We start from the raw sequence: 14,184 nt of genomic DNA, 5'->3' as shown, positions 1-14,184 counted from the left end.
TTGGGAGTACGGCCTCATACCCCACCTTACGCCTCCGGCAACCTTTCTGCGCCCCGCCCTAGAAAACAACAGCTCGGCGGGATTGCAGTCTGGGCTGTAGGGCGGCAAAAACAACACCTGGCAGCCGCGAGCTTCGGTGTGGTCCTTACGGACGCACGGTGGTGCGCCCCCAAGTTGTCCGCCCTATCCCCCCGGCCTGACGCCATGATCGACCCGGCAGACCCGGCCCCACGGTGCGCCCGCCTTCCCACTAGGGTTGTCCCGCACCCACCTCGGTCAGGAACGGCGGGAGGGTGACAGCCTCGGCCTGTGCCCAGAAGCCGTCATAGAGTTGGCGGAACTCGCGGGTGCGGGCGGGGTCGCTGGTGGCGAGGTCGTACTCGGCCAGGCCCAGCGGCCCCTGGGTCCACGAGGAGTAGTGCAGGTTCATGCTCCCGACCACCAGCATCCGCCGGTCGACCAGGGTGACCTTGGCGTGCAGTGGCTGGGGAAACCCGCGCGCCTCGAAGCGCGAGGCGGGAATGCCGCGCCGCCGCATCTCCCGCTGAAGGTAGGCCAGCGCGATGCGGTTCTCGATGCCTTCCACCCCTTCCGACTTGGTCATCAGGCGCACGGTCACGCCGCGTTCCAGCGCCCCCAGCAGGGCGGTCATCCAGGGCAGGCGGTCGTGGTCGGTACAGAGGCCGGGGTTCAGCAGGGCGATGATGCACCCCACGTTCATGCTGAAGTCGATGTGCAGGAGCATCACCTCTTGCTGCGCGGTGTCCAGCAGGGCGGCCACTGCCTGATCCGCCTCCGTGAAGCCCTCGCGGCGGTAGAGGCTGAAGACCCGCGACCCACCCTGGGGCAGTGCGCGCCGCGCGGCGGGGAGCGGGTCGTGCTGGCCCAGCGCGCCCAGTCTGCATCCGCCGTGCGGTCGCCCGGCCTGCGGCGTCTCCGGACACTCCACCACCTTGCTGCGCGTCCAGAGGTCCTCAAATGCGCCCACGCCGTTCTGCGCCGCCGGGCCGCGCACCACCAGCGCCAGGTCGTAGAGGCCGATACCCCGGCCGGAAGGGTGCGAGGTTGGATAATGCTGGTCATCGTAATTGAACCCGGCGGCCATCAGAAGCTGGCCGTCCACCACCAGCAGCTTGGCGTGGCTGTGCGGGAAGGTTCCCGCGTAGTTGCCGAGCTGCACCCGCCAGCCGTGCGCCGGGTCCGAGAGCGGCACACCCGCCGCCCGCAGGTCGTGCAGCGCGTCCCAGACCTCCGCGCCCCAGGCGAGGATGGACACCACCGGATAGTTCCCCAGGGTCAGGCGGACGCTCAGGCCGTCCGGGTAGGCGGCGGGGTTGGCCTTGACCCGCGCGTACAGGCGGGCCAGCGCGTGCGCGAGGGTGGCCCCGGGACTGTCCGGCCCCTCGTCCCAGGACATCGTGGTGAAGAGGACCTCGCGCCGGGCGGTCAGGACCAGGCCCGCCACGTGGTCAAAGCCGCTGGCGGCAGCGGGCGAGGGCGGCTCCAGCGGCTCGCCCGGCAGTCCGGGCAGGCTGGGTTCCGCGATCCGCAGCAGGGGATAGACCGTGTGGCGGCAGGAAAGGTCGGGGCGGCCATCCCGGGTGGTGACGCGCCAGACGGCCCGTTCCAGCGGGTCCTGCGGCTCGGTGCAGGCGGGGGCTTCCAGGGGCCGCACGGCCCGGGGCGGGTCGTCGTTCACCCGGCGCGTGGTCAGGAAGTCGCCCAGCGTCCGCAGCGGTCCCGCCGCGCCCCCCAGCAGCAGCAGGGCCAGGGTCGCCACCACGTTCACCTGCGCGCGGCTGGCGGCCTGCACGGGCACCGCCCGCCCACCGGAACGGCGGCCCAGGGCCAGCAGGCGGTTCAGCGCCGCGCGGACGCCCAGCCCCCAGGCCAGGTGAATGGCCGCCACGAACAGCGCGGCCAGCAGGAGAAAGCCCCAGCCACCGCGAATCAGGTCCGGGCTGCCGAACAGCCCAAAGACCAGTCCGCAGGCGGCCCCACCCAGACCCGCGCCGACCAGCCCGGCCAGCGCGGGCCGCCACACCTGCCCCACGCGCAGGGTCAGCAGGCCCAGCAGGCCGCCCGCTGTCAATCCGTACAGCGCCGCCACCGCCCCCAGCAGCCCGCCGGGGAGAAGAGGCCCGACCACCCCTTCCCGGGACACGGCCGCTCCCACCAGGATCAGCAGCGCCGGAATCACCAGCAGGCCACCCACCACCGCCAACGTGACGCCCAGGCGGTAGGGGACGGCGCGGGGGGGAACACCCAGCTCTGCCAGGGGCAGCGCGGGGGCACTCAGCGCCCCGATCAGCGCGAACCCCGCCGCGAGGCTGAGGACCGCCGCCAGCATGCCCAGGTAGGCCCGCAGGAACACCTGTTCCCCCGGCAGGGTCCCGACCACCGGCCCGATCAGCAGTTGCGCCAGCAAGGCGGTCAGCGTGACCCCGGCCAGCGCCGCGAACAGCAGCCACAGGTGGGGGTGCCTCACCCGCACCTGCGGCCCGGCGATCCGCCAGACCAGCCAAATGGTCAGCACCACCCCGCCCAGCGCCGCGAGCGCGGCCAGCAGCAGCAGCGCGCGCGGGTCCTCCGTCCGGTTCCTCGCCACCAGCCACACCAGCAGCGCCAGGACCGCCAGCCCCGCCAGTGCCGCGAGGACAGCCCGCACCCACCGCCAGCGGGAAGGTTTCATAACGTGGTAGAGACCTGCCAGTGGAAAGGACGCGGGCGGAGGTGGGCCGGGGACAGCAGGGCATCGGGTGGCTCCCCCACCGGCGGGTGTGGCCCAGCAACGCGGGTCATGCGGCCCATCCTCCTTTCCGGCCCGGTTACTTGCGGGTGGGCCGACCCCTTTCCACGGTGAGGGTACAGGTTTTGCCACCGGAAGCCCAGCACGGCGGCCAGGGTCGGGGAGACACGGCCGCCGGGTGGCCTACGGCGAACATCACGCCTACGCGCTGTACGCCTCGCAGCTGGAGGTCCGCTCGCTGAAGGGGAACTGCTGTTCGCGGACACCCTCAAGTTCGCGCCGCACGCCGCCCTGGAGACGCTCTACGTGGTGACCCGGCAGCTTCCCGCCAAAGGGCTGGCCGACCGGCTGCACGCCCGGCTGATGACGACCCTACCCGGCGTGGTGAATGTCTTCCGCCGCACCGCCTACGGCCTGGGCCATCAGAACCGGGCGGCCCTCCCCTATTTCCTTGCTCGTGACCTGGAGTTCCTGCCTCATGCGGGTTCCGGATCAGAAGTGGGGAACCGCGCCCCTCACCGCCGTCCCGCCGCACAGGGGGAATACCCCAGACTGGGCCAGCGCCGCGAGAGGATCAGGTCCAGGCCCGCCAGCCGTGTCCACTGCCGCGCGGGAAGGTCCCGGTGCATCCCCCACGGTAGGCCCGCCCGGAGACGCCGAACGGCAAACATTCAGCCTTTCCTCCGCCCTTCGGCGCACCCCCGTGTGCGCCACCCCGCCGATGCAGGCTTTGCGAGGGGGCCGCGAGGGTGACACTGACCTGGGCGGCGGAGGCGTGCTGGACGGTAGGGGCATGAGGCCGCGTCGTCATACTGCCGCTGCATGCCGGGAGGCGCGAGGGTTAGCTCCGCCCCCTACGGCTGCCCGAAGACCTGCACCTCGCCCGCCGGGTCATGCAGGGCGCGGTCGGCTGGGGCCACCCGCCCGGGATACACGGCGTAATTCCTGCCCCCGGGAAAGCGGGCACTGGGGTACAGGACCGCGTCGAAGCGCCCCGTCTGCCGTGCCTCAAAAGCGAGTTGCTGGGTCGGAGCCAGCTGGCCCTGCCGGTTCAGCGGGAACCATTCGCGCAGCAGGTCTGCCGGAGAAAGGTGGAGGGCCTGAAGCACCTGCGGGTCGGTCAGGTCGAGCAGCGCCTTCAGCCGCAGGTGAACGCAGACATCCAGCCGAGGGAGGTCGGCCTGGCCCGGCTGAATCAGTACGCCGCCCCCAGGGGCACTCACCACGGTGATCACCCGTGCCTCCGCGTGCGCGACCGCCGTATTCTCCGCGAGGTAAAGCATCTCGTGGGCCTCAGGAAACTCTTCCGGAGCGTTATAGCGGCCTCCCGTGATCCTGGAACCCGCAGTATTCAGGGGGTCGGCACTGTACTTCCGCAGCGCCGCGAGCGGCACGGTGCGGTAGGCCGGAAGCATGGCTGTGGGCCGCACGGCGGGCACGGTCGCCAGTGCGGGGAAGAGCAGCTGGCTCAAGTGGGCATCCCGGTCTCGGCCATCAGCAGCAGCTTTCTGAGTGCGGTCACGTCCCCGCGCAGCAGGTAGGTGACGGGCGCTTCGGCAGCGAGGACCGGGTTGGGGGCGCGCAGCCACATCCGGCCGGTCTCCAGCGAGCCGAACACGTCACGCAGATGCAGGGCAAGCTCGTCCAGGGCTTGCAGCGAGGGTTGCAGCCGTTCACTGGCCGGGTGCTTGGACAGGCCGCTGGGGTCGCGTCCCAGCACCTGGGCCAGTTCGCGCATGGAGAGGCCGAGGGTCCGGGCTGTCAGGCGGGCATCAAGTTTTCCGCTTTCCGGGCTGCGGGTCTCGGTCAGGAAGTGCAGGGGTCGCGGGCTGGTCATGGTGGCCCTCCTCCGCCGGAGTCTACCAGAAGGCATCTGGATAACGTCCATTTTTCCTCCACGGCTTTTCAAGGGAGTGGACCTCCAGCACGAGGTCGGTAGGAAGGCGATGGCGGGGCACAGTACCCCAGGGCCAGGACGTGTTGGAGGACCGGGAGCAGGTCCTAACCCGTCGCGGGGTGCCTGCCGGGACGCGGAGCATGGGGTTCGCACTGGGCGTCCTCCTGCTCGCGGCAGCGCTCCCGCCCCGCTGGCGCTGGCCCTCATCTGGCCGCTGTGCGCCCTGCTGCTGAATGTCGGCGGGCTGTAGCTGCTGTACCTCACGCCCCTGTACATCCTGATGGGGCAAAGTTCCCTGATTCACGGCCTGGTGCAGTTCCACATCTTCGCGGCTGGCCTGCTGGGGACGGCGGCCCATGCCACGCTCGCCAAGCTGCTGTATGCCGGGTTGTGGCCGAGGGACACGGGCAACACGCCGGGACAGCTTCAGGAGGCCGCAAAGCTAATGTATTACGGCGGTGACTTGGCCGAACTCCTGCTCACCGTGCTGGTGTTCTGGGGCTGGTACGTGCGGCGTGGGCGGGCGCAGGTGCGGGCAGGGCGGCGGTCACAGACCATCCCCTCAAGCTGACGGCTGATTTCCACCCCGCCCCCCTTCAGGCCGTGAGCCGCCCCAACCGTCCCATCAGGGCCTGCTTGTTCACCGCGCCGACGATCCTGTCGACGGGCTGGCCGTCCTTGAACAGGATCAGGGTGGGAATGCCCTGCACCTGAAAGCGAGCCGGAGAAGTCGGATTCTCGTCCACGTTGACCTTCACGACCCGCACCTTACCCGCCTGTTCCCGGGCCACTTCCTCCAGCACCGGCCCCATCACCCGGCAGGGGCCGCACCAGGGTGCCCAGAAGTCCACCAGCACGGGCACGCTCGCCTGCACGTCCGAAGCAAAGGAAGCGTCGGTGCCGTCGTGCAGCCAGGGCAGCGGGGCGCCGCAACGGGCACAGACGGGCACCTGTCCGGCGGGGACGTTCTGCACCCGGTTCCTGGCGTGACAGTGGGGACAGGTCAGGATGTCGCTCATGGCTTTCCTCCAGTTCAGGTGAGCCGCACGTTGGCGGGGGGCGGGGTGTAGGGGCCGTGTTCCCGCAGGTAGGTTTCCAGCGCCTCGCGGGCGCGCAGGGGCAGTTCACGGTGCCGCCGTCCGTATTTCTCCGGGACCGACTGCCGGGTGAGGTAGGCGGCGGTGTAGGTACGCTCCGGGTCAAGGGGGCGGCCCCCGACCTCCAGCTTCAGGATGCGCTGGCCCCGGGGATGCTCCGCCTTCGCGTACATGACCAGGCCCGACAGCCGCTTGACGTAGCCGCCCTTCTGGCGCCAGGGGTCACGCGAAAAGACGGCCTCCAGACTGTCTTCCAGCAGTTCCTTCAGGTCGGCCCCGGTCAGCTCGGCGGTGCTGACGGGTGGATTGTGCGGGATCAGGTTCCAGGCGGCCAGGCGGGTGACGGGGCCTGCCGGGATGGGTGCCCCGTAGCGCCAGCCGTTGGAGAGGACGATATCTGTGCCGGCGGCGTGCCGGAGCGCGTCCGTGAGCAGCAGGTCGGCGGGGGCGCTGAGGGTGGTTCCCCGGTGCAGGATGGCGCGGGTTTCCCCGGCCTGTTCCTCCGCCGCCGCGCGGAAGGGTTGCAGCCGGGCGGCGATCTGCTCCGCGAGTCCGGCGTCTTCCCGCAGGTCCGCCGAGATGGTCTTCAACTCGTGGTGAAGAACCTTCACCCCGCCGGGCATCACCTCCAGATCAAGGCGGGTGACGAAGCTGCCGTGGCACCCCGCCTGCACCAGCACGGTGGCCCCGACGCGCGCCGGGGCCATCAGGCGGGTGTGGGTGTGGCCGCTGAGGATCACGTCGATGCCGGGGACCTCCTCGGCCAGGGCGCAGTCCTGCGGGAACCCCAGGTGCGAGAGGACCACCACCATGTCCGCCCCCTGTTCCCGCAACTCGGGCACCAGGCGCGCGACCTCCTCACGGCCCTGTGTGACGCGCAACCCTTCCGTGCCCCACAGTGACCCCATGTCCCCGATCAGGTTGCAAGCCACGCCGATCACACCGACGCGCAGGCCGCCCCGTTCCAGCATCCGCGTGGGGGGGAACAGCAGCGTGCCGTCCTCAACCGTGATGTTGCAGGCCAGTAGGGGGTAATTGAGGCGGTCGACCAGCCCTTTCAGGTGGTCCGGCCCGTAGGCGAAGTCCCAGTGGGCGCTCATGCCCTCCAGCCCCAGCGTGTTCAGCAGCCCCGGCAGGAAGGCCCCGCGCGTCTCCACCACCGGTCCGGTGCCGTGGAAGGTATCGCCGCAGTCGAGAGCGATCACGGGGTGGGACACCTCGCGCCGCACGTCGTCGAAGTACACCTTGATACGGGCCAGACCGCCGGCCGTCCGCACCATCGGCTGCCCCGCCTCCCAGAAAACTTCGGGGTGAGGCTCCAGATAGGCGTGGAGGTCGTTGAGTTGCAGCAGGGTCAGTCGCGGCATGTCTTCCTTTCCGGGCAGGCTCAAGGCGGCAGGCGATTCCTCAGCACCCCATACGGACACGTGCCCAGCAGCGCGAAGGCCAACACGATCAGCATAGGCCAGACGCCCGCCAGCCCTTGCTCCTTAGGCGTGACGATGATGCCCTGCCCGGCGCGGCCCCTGACGCCACTGCGCCGCAGCAGGACTGTGGTGAGCACCGCCGAGCCGATCAGGCCGAACAGCTGAAACGACTCGGGGCGGAACATCTCCTGAATACGGCACCAATTGGCTGCCTCCGACTTGACCAGCACCAGCGAGCAGGGAGGCGAGCCGGCCGGTAGCCGTACGCGCCCTGGACATGGGTTCCGTATGAACGCCGGGAATGCTGGGATTACTGGTCACCGCTGACTCCACGTCCCGGCCCGGCCAGAGGCCCGCCCCCACAGCTAGCATGGCCCCGCTGGCGGGCGGTGCCTCTGACTCGGAGGCCGGGGGGACCGGCGAGCCGGCACATCACCCTTTTTATCCGTTCGGCACGTCCTCCGGGTTCTCGAACTGGGCGACCGCTCCGGCCATCGGATGAGCACCTGGCGCATGCCCTGGCAGAGGCACATGGGGATGATCTGTAAGCCTCGCGCCCTCACCTCCTCCAGCGCGTCATGCACCAGGTGGCTGCCTACCCCCTGACCTTCCAGGGCCTTGGGGACCTCGGTATGCGTGAAGATCAGGGCGCTCCCCACGCGCGCCTCGAAGCGGCCTGCCTGTGGGTTGTCCCGAACGGTGATGCTGGCTCATAGAGCCTCCCTGGGCAAGGGGTGGTCCTGAAGCCTGATGTCTTCCCGGCGTCTCACCATCAGGACTCCTCCCCCGACTGGGGTCGCCCCGCGAGGTGCCGGGCTTGGTCCCGCAGCCATCCGGCGGTCAAGGCGAGGTCCTGGGAGATGAGTTCGTGGCCTGCCTCCAGCCGCTCTTCCTGAACGTCCGCACCGCTCTGGCGCAGGTAAGGGGTCACCGCTTTCGCCAGGGGCAGGAAGGGATCACGCTGGCCGTGCAGGACCAGCACAGGCAGGCGGTTCAGGTCGGTCTGTGGCTGGTCATCCAGGGCCATCACCGGACGGAGCAGCACCGCCCCAGCCAAGGTGGACGGGTGACGCGCGAGAGTCGCCAGCGCAATGTTCGCCCCATTCGAGTAGCCCAGGGCGATCACCTGCCCCGGATCGAGGTCATAAAGGGCCGCCGCGTCCCGCACGAACTGGGCCAGCGCGTCCGCCTCTTCCACCAGATGCGCCTGGTCGTAGCGGGCAGCGCTGAAGCGGCGGAAGAAGCGGGGCGAGCCTTCCTCCAGTGAGCGGCCCCGCACGCTCAGCAGGTTCGCTTCCGGGGCGAGCTGCCGCCCCAGCGAAAGCAGCGAGGTCTCGTTGCCGCCGGTGCCGTGGAGCAGCAGCAGGGTCAGGTCAGCGGTGCCGGGTTGAAAGCGGTGAATCCAGCCCAGGTCACGGGCCGGGAGGCGGGCCTCTCCAGGAAGGGCGATGTGTGGCAAAGTCACCTCGATGTCCTGCCGCTGCGCTTCCAGTTCGGGGGGCAGCACCAGCCTCTCCCCGAGATGCGCGGCGTCCTCGTCCAGCGTGAAGCCGGGGCCGTCCGTCGCCACCTCGATCAGGCTCCCGCCCGGCTCCCGAAAGTAGATGCTCTGAAAGTAGCCGTGTTCGCGCACCTCGGACACTTCCAGGCCGTCCTCCCGCACCGCGTTCAGGATGGCCTGTTCGCTCTCGGCACTCGCCGTGCGGAAGGCGACGTGGTGCAGCGTCCCGACCCCTCCCGCCGAGGGCCAGAAGCCGGAGGTGTCCCGCAGGTAGACGGTGTGGCCCAGCTGCGCCGCCGCGCGGTAGGTGTGCAGTCCGTCCACCTCGCCCACCCGCCGGAACCCCAGATGCTGTTCCAGCACCGCGCCTGTCTCCTGTGGATCTTCCGTCCAGAAGACGACGTGGTGTATCCCGCGCACCTGCATCGCGGCGGGAATGGTGGAACCGGCCCAGGGCCGCCCGGCAGGCGCGTCCGGCACGCCGACGAGGACGATGGGTAGCCCGTCGGGGTCTTCCAGCGTGAGGCGGCTGGTATCGCCGTCACGGGTGGGGCCGCCGAACGTCACGCCCCGGCTGAGCAAGCGCTGCATCCAGTCCCCGAGGCTTTCCAGAGGCACCGTCAGGCCGATCTCGCCCGCCTGCCCGGAGCCGCGCCGCCCCCGCGCAGTATCCGGCCAGGCGAAAAAGGAGAGCAAGGTTCCGGGCGTGCCCGCCGCGTCCCCGTAGAACAGGTGCAGGGTGGTGGGGTCGTTGTGGCTGACGGTCCGCTTGACCAGCCGCAAGCCCAGCAGGTCCGCGTAGAAGTCCACGTTCGCCTGCGCGTCCCCGGTGATGCCGGTGGTGTGGTGAATTCCGGTGGTCATCGTGCCTCCTCAGTCGCTGGGTTTGCTGCCGCTTCAGCCGGTGAACTCGCCGCTGGCCCCGGCGTCCACGTCGAAGGTGGCCCCGGTGATGTGTTTCGCCTCGTCGGAGGCCAGGAACACCACCATCGGCGCCATGTCCTCGGGCGGCAGCCAGGGCAGGCCCAGCGGGGAGTGTTCGGCGCGTACTTTGGCGACCTCCTCCTCGCTGGGTGGCTTTTCCGTAGAAGGCCGGTAATCGTGGTACGCCTCGGTCAGCCGCGTCTCGTTGCGGGTCATGTCGGTCCAGATCAGGCCCGGCACCAGCGCATTGACCGTGATGCCGTGTCCGCCCAGGTCCATCGCCGCCGACTTCATGAAGCCGATGATGCCCCACTTGGAGGCCGCGTAGCTGCTGCCGTGCCGGAAGCCCTTCTTGCCCTGGCCCGAGGCCGTCACGATGATCCGCCCATACTCGCGCTCGGCCATCAGGGGCGCAAAGGCCCGCACCGTGTTGGCCGTGCCGGTCAGGTTGGTGTCGATCACGTCGTTCCACTGCGCGTCGCTCATCTCCAGGAGCGGCGCGAACACCTGAATACCCGCATTGGCGACCAGAATGTCCAGGCGGCCCAGTTCGGTCCTGACCCGCTCGGCCACGTCGCGCAGGGCGGCCAGGTCGCGGATGTCCGCCTCAATGCCGATGAAGCGGCCCCCGGCTTCCTGCACCAGGCGGCCCGTCTCTTCCAGATCGGCGGGGGTCGCCGCAGGATAGGCGGTGGTTTCGCTGACCCGCCCCGCCCGGTCAAGGCCCACGACAACCGCACCCTCACGGGCGAAGGCGACGGCGATGGCCCGGCCAATGCCACGGGCGGCTCCGGTCACGACGGCGGTCTTGTTCTCCAAACGCTTCATGACTCCTCCTCCAGAAGAACAGACGGGTTGATTCCCCCTCAGTCTCAGTCAATGGGCTTGAGGCCCGCCAGAATCTGCGCCCGTCGCGGTTCCAGGAAGGGGGGCAAGATGGTCTTCTCGCCCAGCGTCGCCATGTTCTCGTCCACACCGAAGCCGGGGCCGTCGGTGGCGATCTCGAACAGCACGCCGTTCGGCTCGCGGAAGTACAGGCTGCGGAAGTAATGGCGGTCCACCTCGCCGCTGCTGCGGATGCCGAACCCGTTCAGACGCTCGTTCCAGGCATGGTACTGCTCGTCGTCCGGCGTGCGGAAGGCGACATGATGCACACCGCCCGCACCGGGCTGGGCCGGGGGCAGGTCAGGCCGCACCGCCACGTGAAGTTCGGCGTGCGGTCCACCCTCGCCCATCTCGTAGACGTGGACCGTGTGCGCGGGACTTTCGGGGTCGGGGTACGTGCGCACCGGGCGCAGGTTCATCACCTTTTGCAGCACCAGGTCGGTGGGCCGCAGGTTCGGCACCGTCATCGTGATCGGGCCGAGGCCGCGCAGCTGATGCTCGGCGGGCACCGGACTCTGCTCCCAGGGGGTCGGCGCGTCGCCCGCACCGCCGTCCGTGACCAGGCTGAGGCGCTGCCCCTCCGGGTCCTCGAAGTCCAGATAAAGCCGCCCGTCCCGCTCGGTGAGGTCGCCGTGCCCAATGCCGAGGTTCCGGAAACGGTCCTGCCAGTAGCGCAGGCTCTGGTCGTCCTTCACGCGCAGGGCGGTGCGGGTGACGGTATGGTTGCCCCGCCGCTCGCGGTCCACCGGCCAGTCGAAGAAGGTGAGGTCGGTGCCGGGCGTCGCCACCTTGTCCGCATAGAAGAGGTGATAGGCGCTGGTGTCGTCCTGATTCACGCTGCGTTTCACCAGCCGCATTCCCAGGTCCTGCGTATAGAAACGCTTGTTCTCGCGGATGTTCGCGGACACGGCGGTGAGGTGGTGGATGCCGCTAAAGTGCAGGTCGTTGGTCGTCACGGTCAGGCTCCTTGCAGGGTGAGGGGGCGGAGGTGGGCTTCGATCTGGACGCGGCGCGGTTCGAGGAAGGGCGGCAGGGCGAGCCGTTCGCCCAGCGTCTCCAGGGCTTCGTCGGTCGTGAAGCCGGGGCCGTCGGTGGCGAGTTCGATCACCAGGCCGTTCGGGTCGCGGATGTACACCGACTGGAAGTAGTGGCGGTTCACCTGCCCACTGTTCGGGTAGCCCGCGCGCTCCAAGTGCGCGAGCCAGCCGCGCAGTTCCGCCTCGTTCCGCACACGCAGCGCGACGTGATGAACGCCGCCCGCGCCGGGGCGGTGCCGGGGCAGGTCGTCCCGCTCGGTGACATGCAGCTCGGCGTGCGGCCCGCCCTCCCCCATCTGAAAGACGTGCGTGGTGAAGGGGCCAGTGGGATATGTCCGCACCTCCCGCAGGTTGAGGCCATGCTCGAAAAAGGCGCGGATGGGCGCGAGGTCCGCCACCGTGAAGCCGCTGTAGCCCAGGCCCTGAAGCTGAAAGGCGGCTGGGATGTCCGTGAGCGGGTTGGCCACGCCGCGCGGCCCCTCGCCCCCATCATCGATCAAGGAGAGAAGGGTGCCGTCGGGGTCCTCGAAGTCCAAGTGAAGGCGGCTGTCGCGGGTGACGAGGCCGCCGTGTGGAACGCCCTCGCGGGTCAGGCGCTCCGCCCAGAAGGCCAGCGCTTCCCCGCCCGACACGCGAAAGGTGGTGCGGGTGATGCTGTCATTGCCCCGGTGTTCGCGCGCCGCACGGGGGAAGTCGAAGAAGGTTATGTCGCTGCCCGCGCTGCCCGCCCCGTCCGCGTAGAACAGGTGGTACATGCGCGGGTCGTCCTGGTTGACCGTCTTCTTCACCAGCCGCAGGCCCAGCACACGGGTATAAAAGGTGTGGTTCCGCTCGGCCCGCGCCGTGAGGGCACTGACGTGGTGAAGGCCGCTGAAGTGCAGAGAGGATGTGGTCATGCCGACTTCTCCTGTGGGGGCGACTGGAGCTTGTCCCAGATCGCCGCGAGGGTGGCCTGTTCCCCGGGTGTGAGCCGGTCGAGGAACAGGGCGCGCACGGCCTGGAGGTGCTTGACGTGGACCCGCCGGAGCAGGCGGCGACCCTCCGGGGTCAGGACGGCCTCGAAGCCCCGGCCATCGGTCGCGCAGCGGCGACGTTCGAGCAGGCCGCCCTGCTGGAGCCGGTCCACCAGCCGGGTCAGCCCACCTCCCGAGAAGCGCAGGCTACGGGCCAGGTCAGTCATCCGCACGCCCGCCTCCCCCGCGTCTTCCAGGGTCAGCAGCAATTCGTAGGCGGGCAGGCTCAGATCGAACTCGCGAGTCAGTTCCGTGTCCAGGGTCTTCCAGAGGGTGTCGTGGGTGTGCAGAAAGCCTCGCCAGGCGCGCATCTCGGTGCTGGACAGCTGCGGCATACGTCCTCCTTGGGTGGAGGGCACAGCAGCCGCTCCGGGTAAACTGATTCTACAACAGATTGCTTTGCAAAGCAATAAAAGTGATTTGCTGGCCTCTATAGGGGATGTGTCAGGGAAACTGCTGTGAGATGCAGCAGGTCGGAAGCACGCTGCTGGACAGGATTTTCCCCTCTTTCCCCTCTGACCATCCAAGTTCCGGCTTTGCGTCTGGAAGTGGCTCTTAGGGCCGCACAGGTAGATTTCTACCCTGCTGGCTCCCTATCAGTGCCCCCTTTCGCATCCAGGAATGCCGACTCGGGCCGAACGCGGCACTTCTTCGCCAACCTGTCTGGCTCTTTTGCGCCTCAACGCACCTTCCCTGACACATCCCCTACACCGGACCCACACGGTCAGTGCCCGTGTGCTGAGTCGTTTGCTGACCGTGTACGAGTGGACACGGCGGCCTGCTGGACAACCCTCATCCAGGCCCAGTGGGACGCGCTGCTGCTGACTGCACGCCGCAAACACCACCCACATTTGCGGCTGTACGTGGACCTGACCCGCGTCCCGAAGATGGGACGTGCCCTTCGTTCGCGTCTACAACGAGGTCTACGGCATTCATCTGGCTGTGCTGTACGTGGTGTCTGGGGACCTGAAGGGTACCTCGTCTACCGGAGGAAGGGGTTCCCTTCCCTCGTCCATCTCGCCCTGGAGCTGCGGGCAACCATTCCCGCCGAGGTGCGTCGCCGCTTCGACGTATAGGTGCTGGCCGAGAGCGGCCTTGCGCCGTCGGCGTTCCTCCAGGGCGTGCGGAACCTGGGCTTCGAGTTTGTGAGCGGTGTTCGCTCGACGCGACGCACGGATCATGTCGGCCACGTCACCGTGGCGGACGGCGCGCAGGGGAGCTGGATTCACCGGGCGAACTGGCCGTGGGACACCCTGACGCTGGCCCGCGTTGCGCGAGGCGAGCGGACCTTTTTCTCGGTGACCTCACAACTGCTCCACGGGGGGGACAGCGCTGGGCCAGCGAATCGTTTTTTAAAGAAGCCCAGCGCGGCTTCGGACTGAACCGCTTCGCCTTGCGTACCGCTCAGGGACTCGTCTGCAGGGTGTGGCTCGTTTTTGCCGCGTTCACCTTGTCGATGCGCTGCCGCGCCGACTGCCTCTCGCTGGAACAAGCCGCGGAAGTTGCGGGCCGACTGGCCCTGCCACTGCTGATGGTGCAGCGACTGGCTGCACAGATCTGGCAAGAGGAAAAATTCCTGCGCCAGCACGGCTACGCCGTTTAGGGCCTGGTGAGGTTATGGGCGAGCACCGCTAAGACGACACGGAGCCGCAGG

Annotated in this window: 13 protein-coding genes and 2 pseudogenes; 2 read left to right on the top strand and 13 right to left on the bottom strand. The window is 68.9% G+C overall.

The annotated features are described in order from the left end of the window. The 4 genes and pseudogenes from DEIPH_RS20685 to DEIPH_RS20235 all read right to left on the bottom strand — a co-directional run. Window positions 1–179 (bottom strand): annotated as a pseudogene (locus DEIPH_RS20685) (transposase); the annotation flags it as partial. Window positions 180–250: 71 nt separating this feature from the next. Then, window positions 251–2,692, bottom strand: a complete 2,442-nt coding sequence (locus DEIPH_RS15815; RefSeq protein ID WP_152544989.1) for a phospholipase D-like domain-containing protein — start codon at window positions 2,690–2,692, stop codon at window positions 251–253. 911 nt (window positions 2,693–3,603) lie between these two features. Then, entirely contained in the window at window positions 3,604–4,221 is a 618-nt protein-coding gene (locus DEIPH_RS15810) for an RES family NAD+ phosphorylase (protein WP_034359951.1), read from the bottom strand. After that, window positions 4,218–4,586: an antitoxin Xre/MbcA/ParS toxin-binding domain-containing protein gene (locus tag DEIPH_RS20235; RefSeq protein ID WP_051517447.1), complete on the bottom strand. Its 369-nt coding sequence runs from the start codon at window positions 4,584–4,586 to the stop codon at window positions 4,218–4,220. Before DEIPH_RS20235 ends, DEIPH_RS15810 begins: the two co-directional genes overlap by 4 nt. 340 nt (window positions 4,587–4,926) lie before the next feature. Between DEIPH_RS20235 and DEIPH_RS15800 the strand changes: the two genes are divergently transcribed. Next, on the top strand, window positions 4,927–5,217 hold the full coding sequence (locus tag DEIPH_RS15800) for a hypothetical protein (RefSeq protein ID WP_051517446.1): 291 nt from the start codon (window positions 4,927–4,929) through the stop codon (window positions 5,215–5,217). A gap of 25 nt (window positions 5,218–5,242) precedes the next feature. Here DEIPH_RS15800 and trxC read toward each other — a convergent pair whose 3' ends face one another. The 9 genes from trxC to DEIPH_RS15760 all read right to left on the bottom strand — a co-directional run bounded on the left by trxC (window position 5,243) and on the right by DEIPH_RS15760 (window position 12,865). Further along, on the bottom strand, window positions 5,243–5,665 hold the full coding sequence (gene trxC / locus DEIPH_RS15795) for a thioredoxin TrxC (protein ID WP_034359949.1): 423 nt from the start codon (window positions 5,663–5,665) through the stop codon (window positions 5,243–5,245). A gap of 14 nt (window positions 5,666–5,679) precedes the next feature. Continuing rightward, entirely contained in the window at window positions 5,680–7,110 is a 1,431-nt protein-coding gene (locus tag DEIPH_RS15790; protein WP_034359948.1) for a bifunctional metallophosphatase/5'-nucleotidase, read from the bottom strand. Window positions 7,111–7,130: 20 nt separating this feature from the next. Then, a complete protein-coding gene (locus DEIPH_RS15785) occupies window positions 7,131–7,355 on the bottom strand; it encodes a hypothetical protein (protein WP_321163351.1) in 225 nt (74 codons plus the stop codon). A gap of 180 nt (window positions 7,356–7,535) precedes the next feature. Next, the gene (locus DEIPH_RS19390; protein ID WP_235183269.1) at window positions 7,536–7,829 is read right to left on the bottom strand and encodes a GNAT family N-acetyltransferase; all 294 of its coding nucleotides are present in this window, start codon (window positions 7,827–7,829) and stop codon (window positions 7,536–7,538) included. A gap of 113 nt (window positions 7,830–7,942) precedes the next feature. Further along, complete coding sequence (locus DEIPH_RS15780) at window positions 7,943–9,535, bottom strand: VOC family protein (protein WP_051517445.1); 1,593 nt, start codon at window positions 9,533–9,535, stop codon at window positions 7,943–7,945. 33 nt (window positions 9,536–9,568) lie between these two features. Further along, window positions 9,569–10,423: an SDR family NAD(P)-dependent oxidoreductase gene (locus tag DEIPH_RS15775; protein ID WP_034359947.1), complete on the bottom strand. Its 855-nt coding sequence runs from the start codon at window positions 10,421–10,423 to the stop codon at window positions 9,569–9,571. A 44-nt stretch (window positions 10,424–10,467) separates the two neighbouring features. Further along, a complete protein-coding gene (locus tag DEIPH_RS15770) occupies window positions 10,468–11,436 on the bottom strand; it encodes a ring-cleaving dioxygenase (RefSeq protein ID WP_081790953.1) in 969 nt (322 codons plus the stop codon). Between the two features lie 2 nt (window positions 11,437–11,438). Then, the gene (locus tag DEIPH_RS15765) at window positions 11,439–12,413 is read right to left on the bottom strand and encodes a ring-cleaving dioxygenase (protein ID WP_034359946.1); all 975 of its coding nucleotides are present in this window, start codon (window positions 12,411–12,413) and stop codon (window positions 11,439–11,441) included. After that, entirely contained in the window at window positions 12,410–12,865 is a 456-nt protein-coding gene (locus DEIPH_RS15760) for a MarR family winged helix-turn-helix transcriptional regulator (RefSeq protein WP_034359945.1), read from the bottom strand. Before DEIPH_RS15760 ends, DEIPH_RS15765 begins: the two co-directional genes overlap by 4 nt. A 370-nt stretch (window positions 12,866–13,235) precedes the next feature. Here DEIPH_RS15760 and DEIPH_RS15755 point away from each other — a divergent pair. Then, a pseudogene (locus tag DEIPH_RS15755) lies at window positions 13,236–14,133 on the top strand (IS701 family transposase); the annotation flags it as partial. Window positions 14,134–14,184 lie beyond the last annotated feature (51 nt).

This window comes from Deinococcus phoenicis, assembly GCF_000599865.1.
In the GTDB taxonomy this organism is placed as follows: domain Bacteria; phylum Deinococcota; class Deinococci; order Deinococcales; family Deinococcaceae; genus Deinococcus; species Deinococcus phoenicis.
The sequence above is the reverse complement of the archived record's forward strand: the minus strand, read 5'-3'. Positions and strand labels throughout refer to the sequence as shown.

What these genes read in the sequence shown, in the direction of transcription:
- DEIPH_RS15775 (WP_034359947.1), bottom strand. Translation starts at nt 10,423, where the DNA reads ATGAAGCGTTTGGAGAACAAGACCGCCGTCGTGACCGGAGCCGCCCGT.
- DEIPH_RS15785 (WP_321163351.1), bottom strand. Translation starts at nt 7,355, where the DNA reads ATGTTCCGCCCCGAGTCGTTTCAGCTGTTCGGCCTGATCGGCTCGGCG.
- DEIPH_RS15800 (WP_051517446.1), top strand. Translation starts at nt 4,927, where the DNA reads ATGGGGCAAAGTTCCCTGATTCACGGCCTGGTGCAGTTCCACATCTTC.
- DEIPH_RS15815 (WP_152544989.1), bottom strand. Translation starts at nt 2,692, where the DNA reads ATGAAACCTTCCCGCTGGCGGTGGGTGCGGGCTGTCCTCGCGGCACTG.
- DEIPH_RS15760 (WP_034359945.1), bottom strand. Translation starts at nt 12,865, where the DNA reads ATGCCGCAGCTGTCCAGCACCGAGATGCGCGCCTGGCGAGGCTTTCTG.
- trxC (WP_034359949.1), bottom strand. Translation starts at nt 5,665, where the DNA reads ATGAGCGACATCCTGACCTGTCCCCACTGTCACGCCAGGAACCGGGTG.
- DEIPH_RS20235 (WP_051517447.1), bottom strand. Translation starts at nt 4,586, where the DNA reads ATGACCAGCCCGCGACCCCTGCACTTCCTGACCGAGACCCGCAGCCCG.
- DEIPH_RS15765 (WP_034359946.1), bottom strand. Translation starts at nt 12,413, where the DNA reads ATGACCACATCCTCTCTGCACTTCAGCGGCCTTCACCACGTCAGTGCC.
- DEIPH_RS15780 (WP_051517445.1), bottom strand. Translation starts at nt 9,535, where the DNA reads ATGACCACCGGAATTCACCACACCACCGGCATCACCGGGGACGCGCAG.
- DEIPH_RS15790 (WP_034359948.1), bottom strand. Translation starts at nt 7,110, where the DNA reads ATGCCGCGACTGACCCTGCTGCAACTCAACGACCTCCACGCCTATCTG.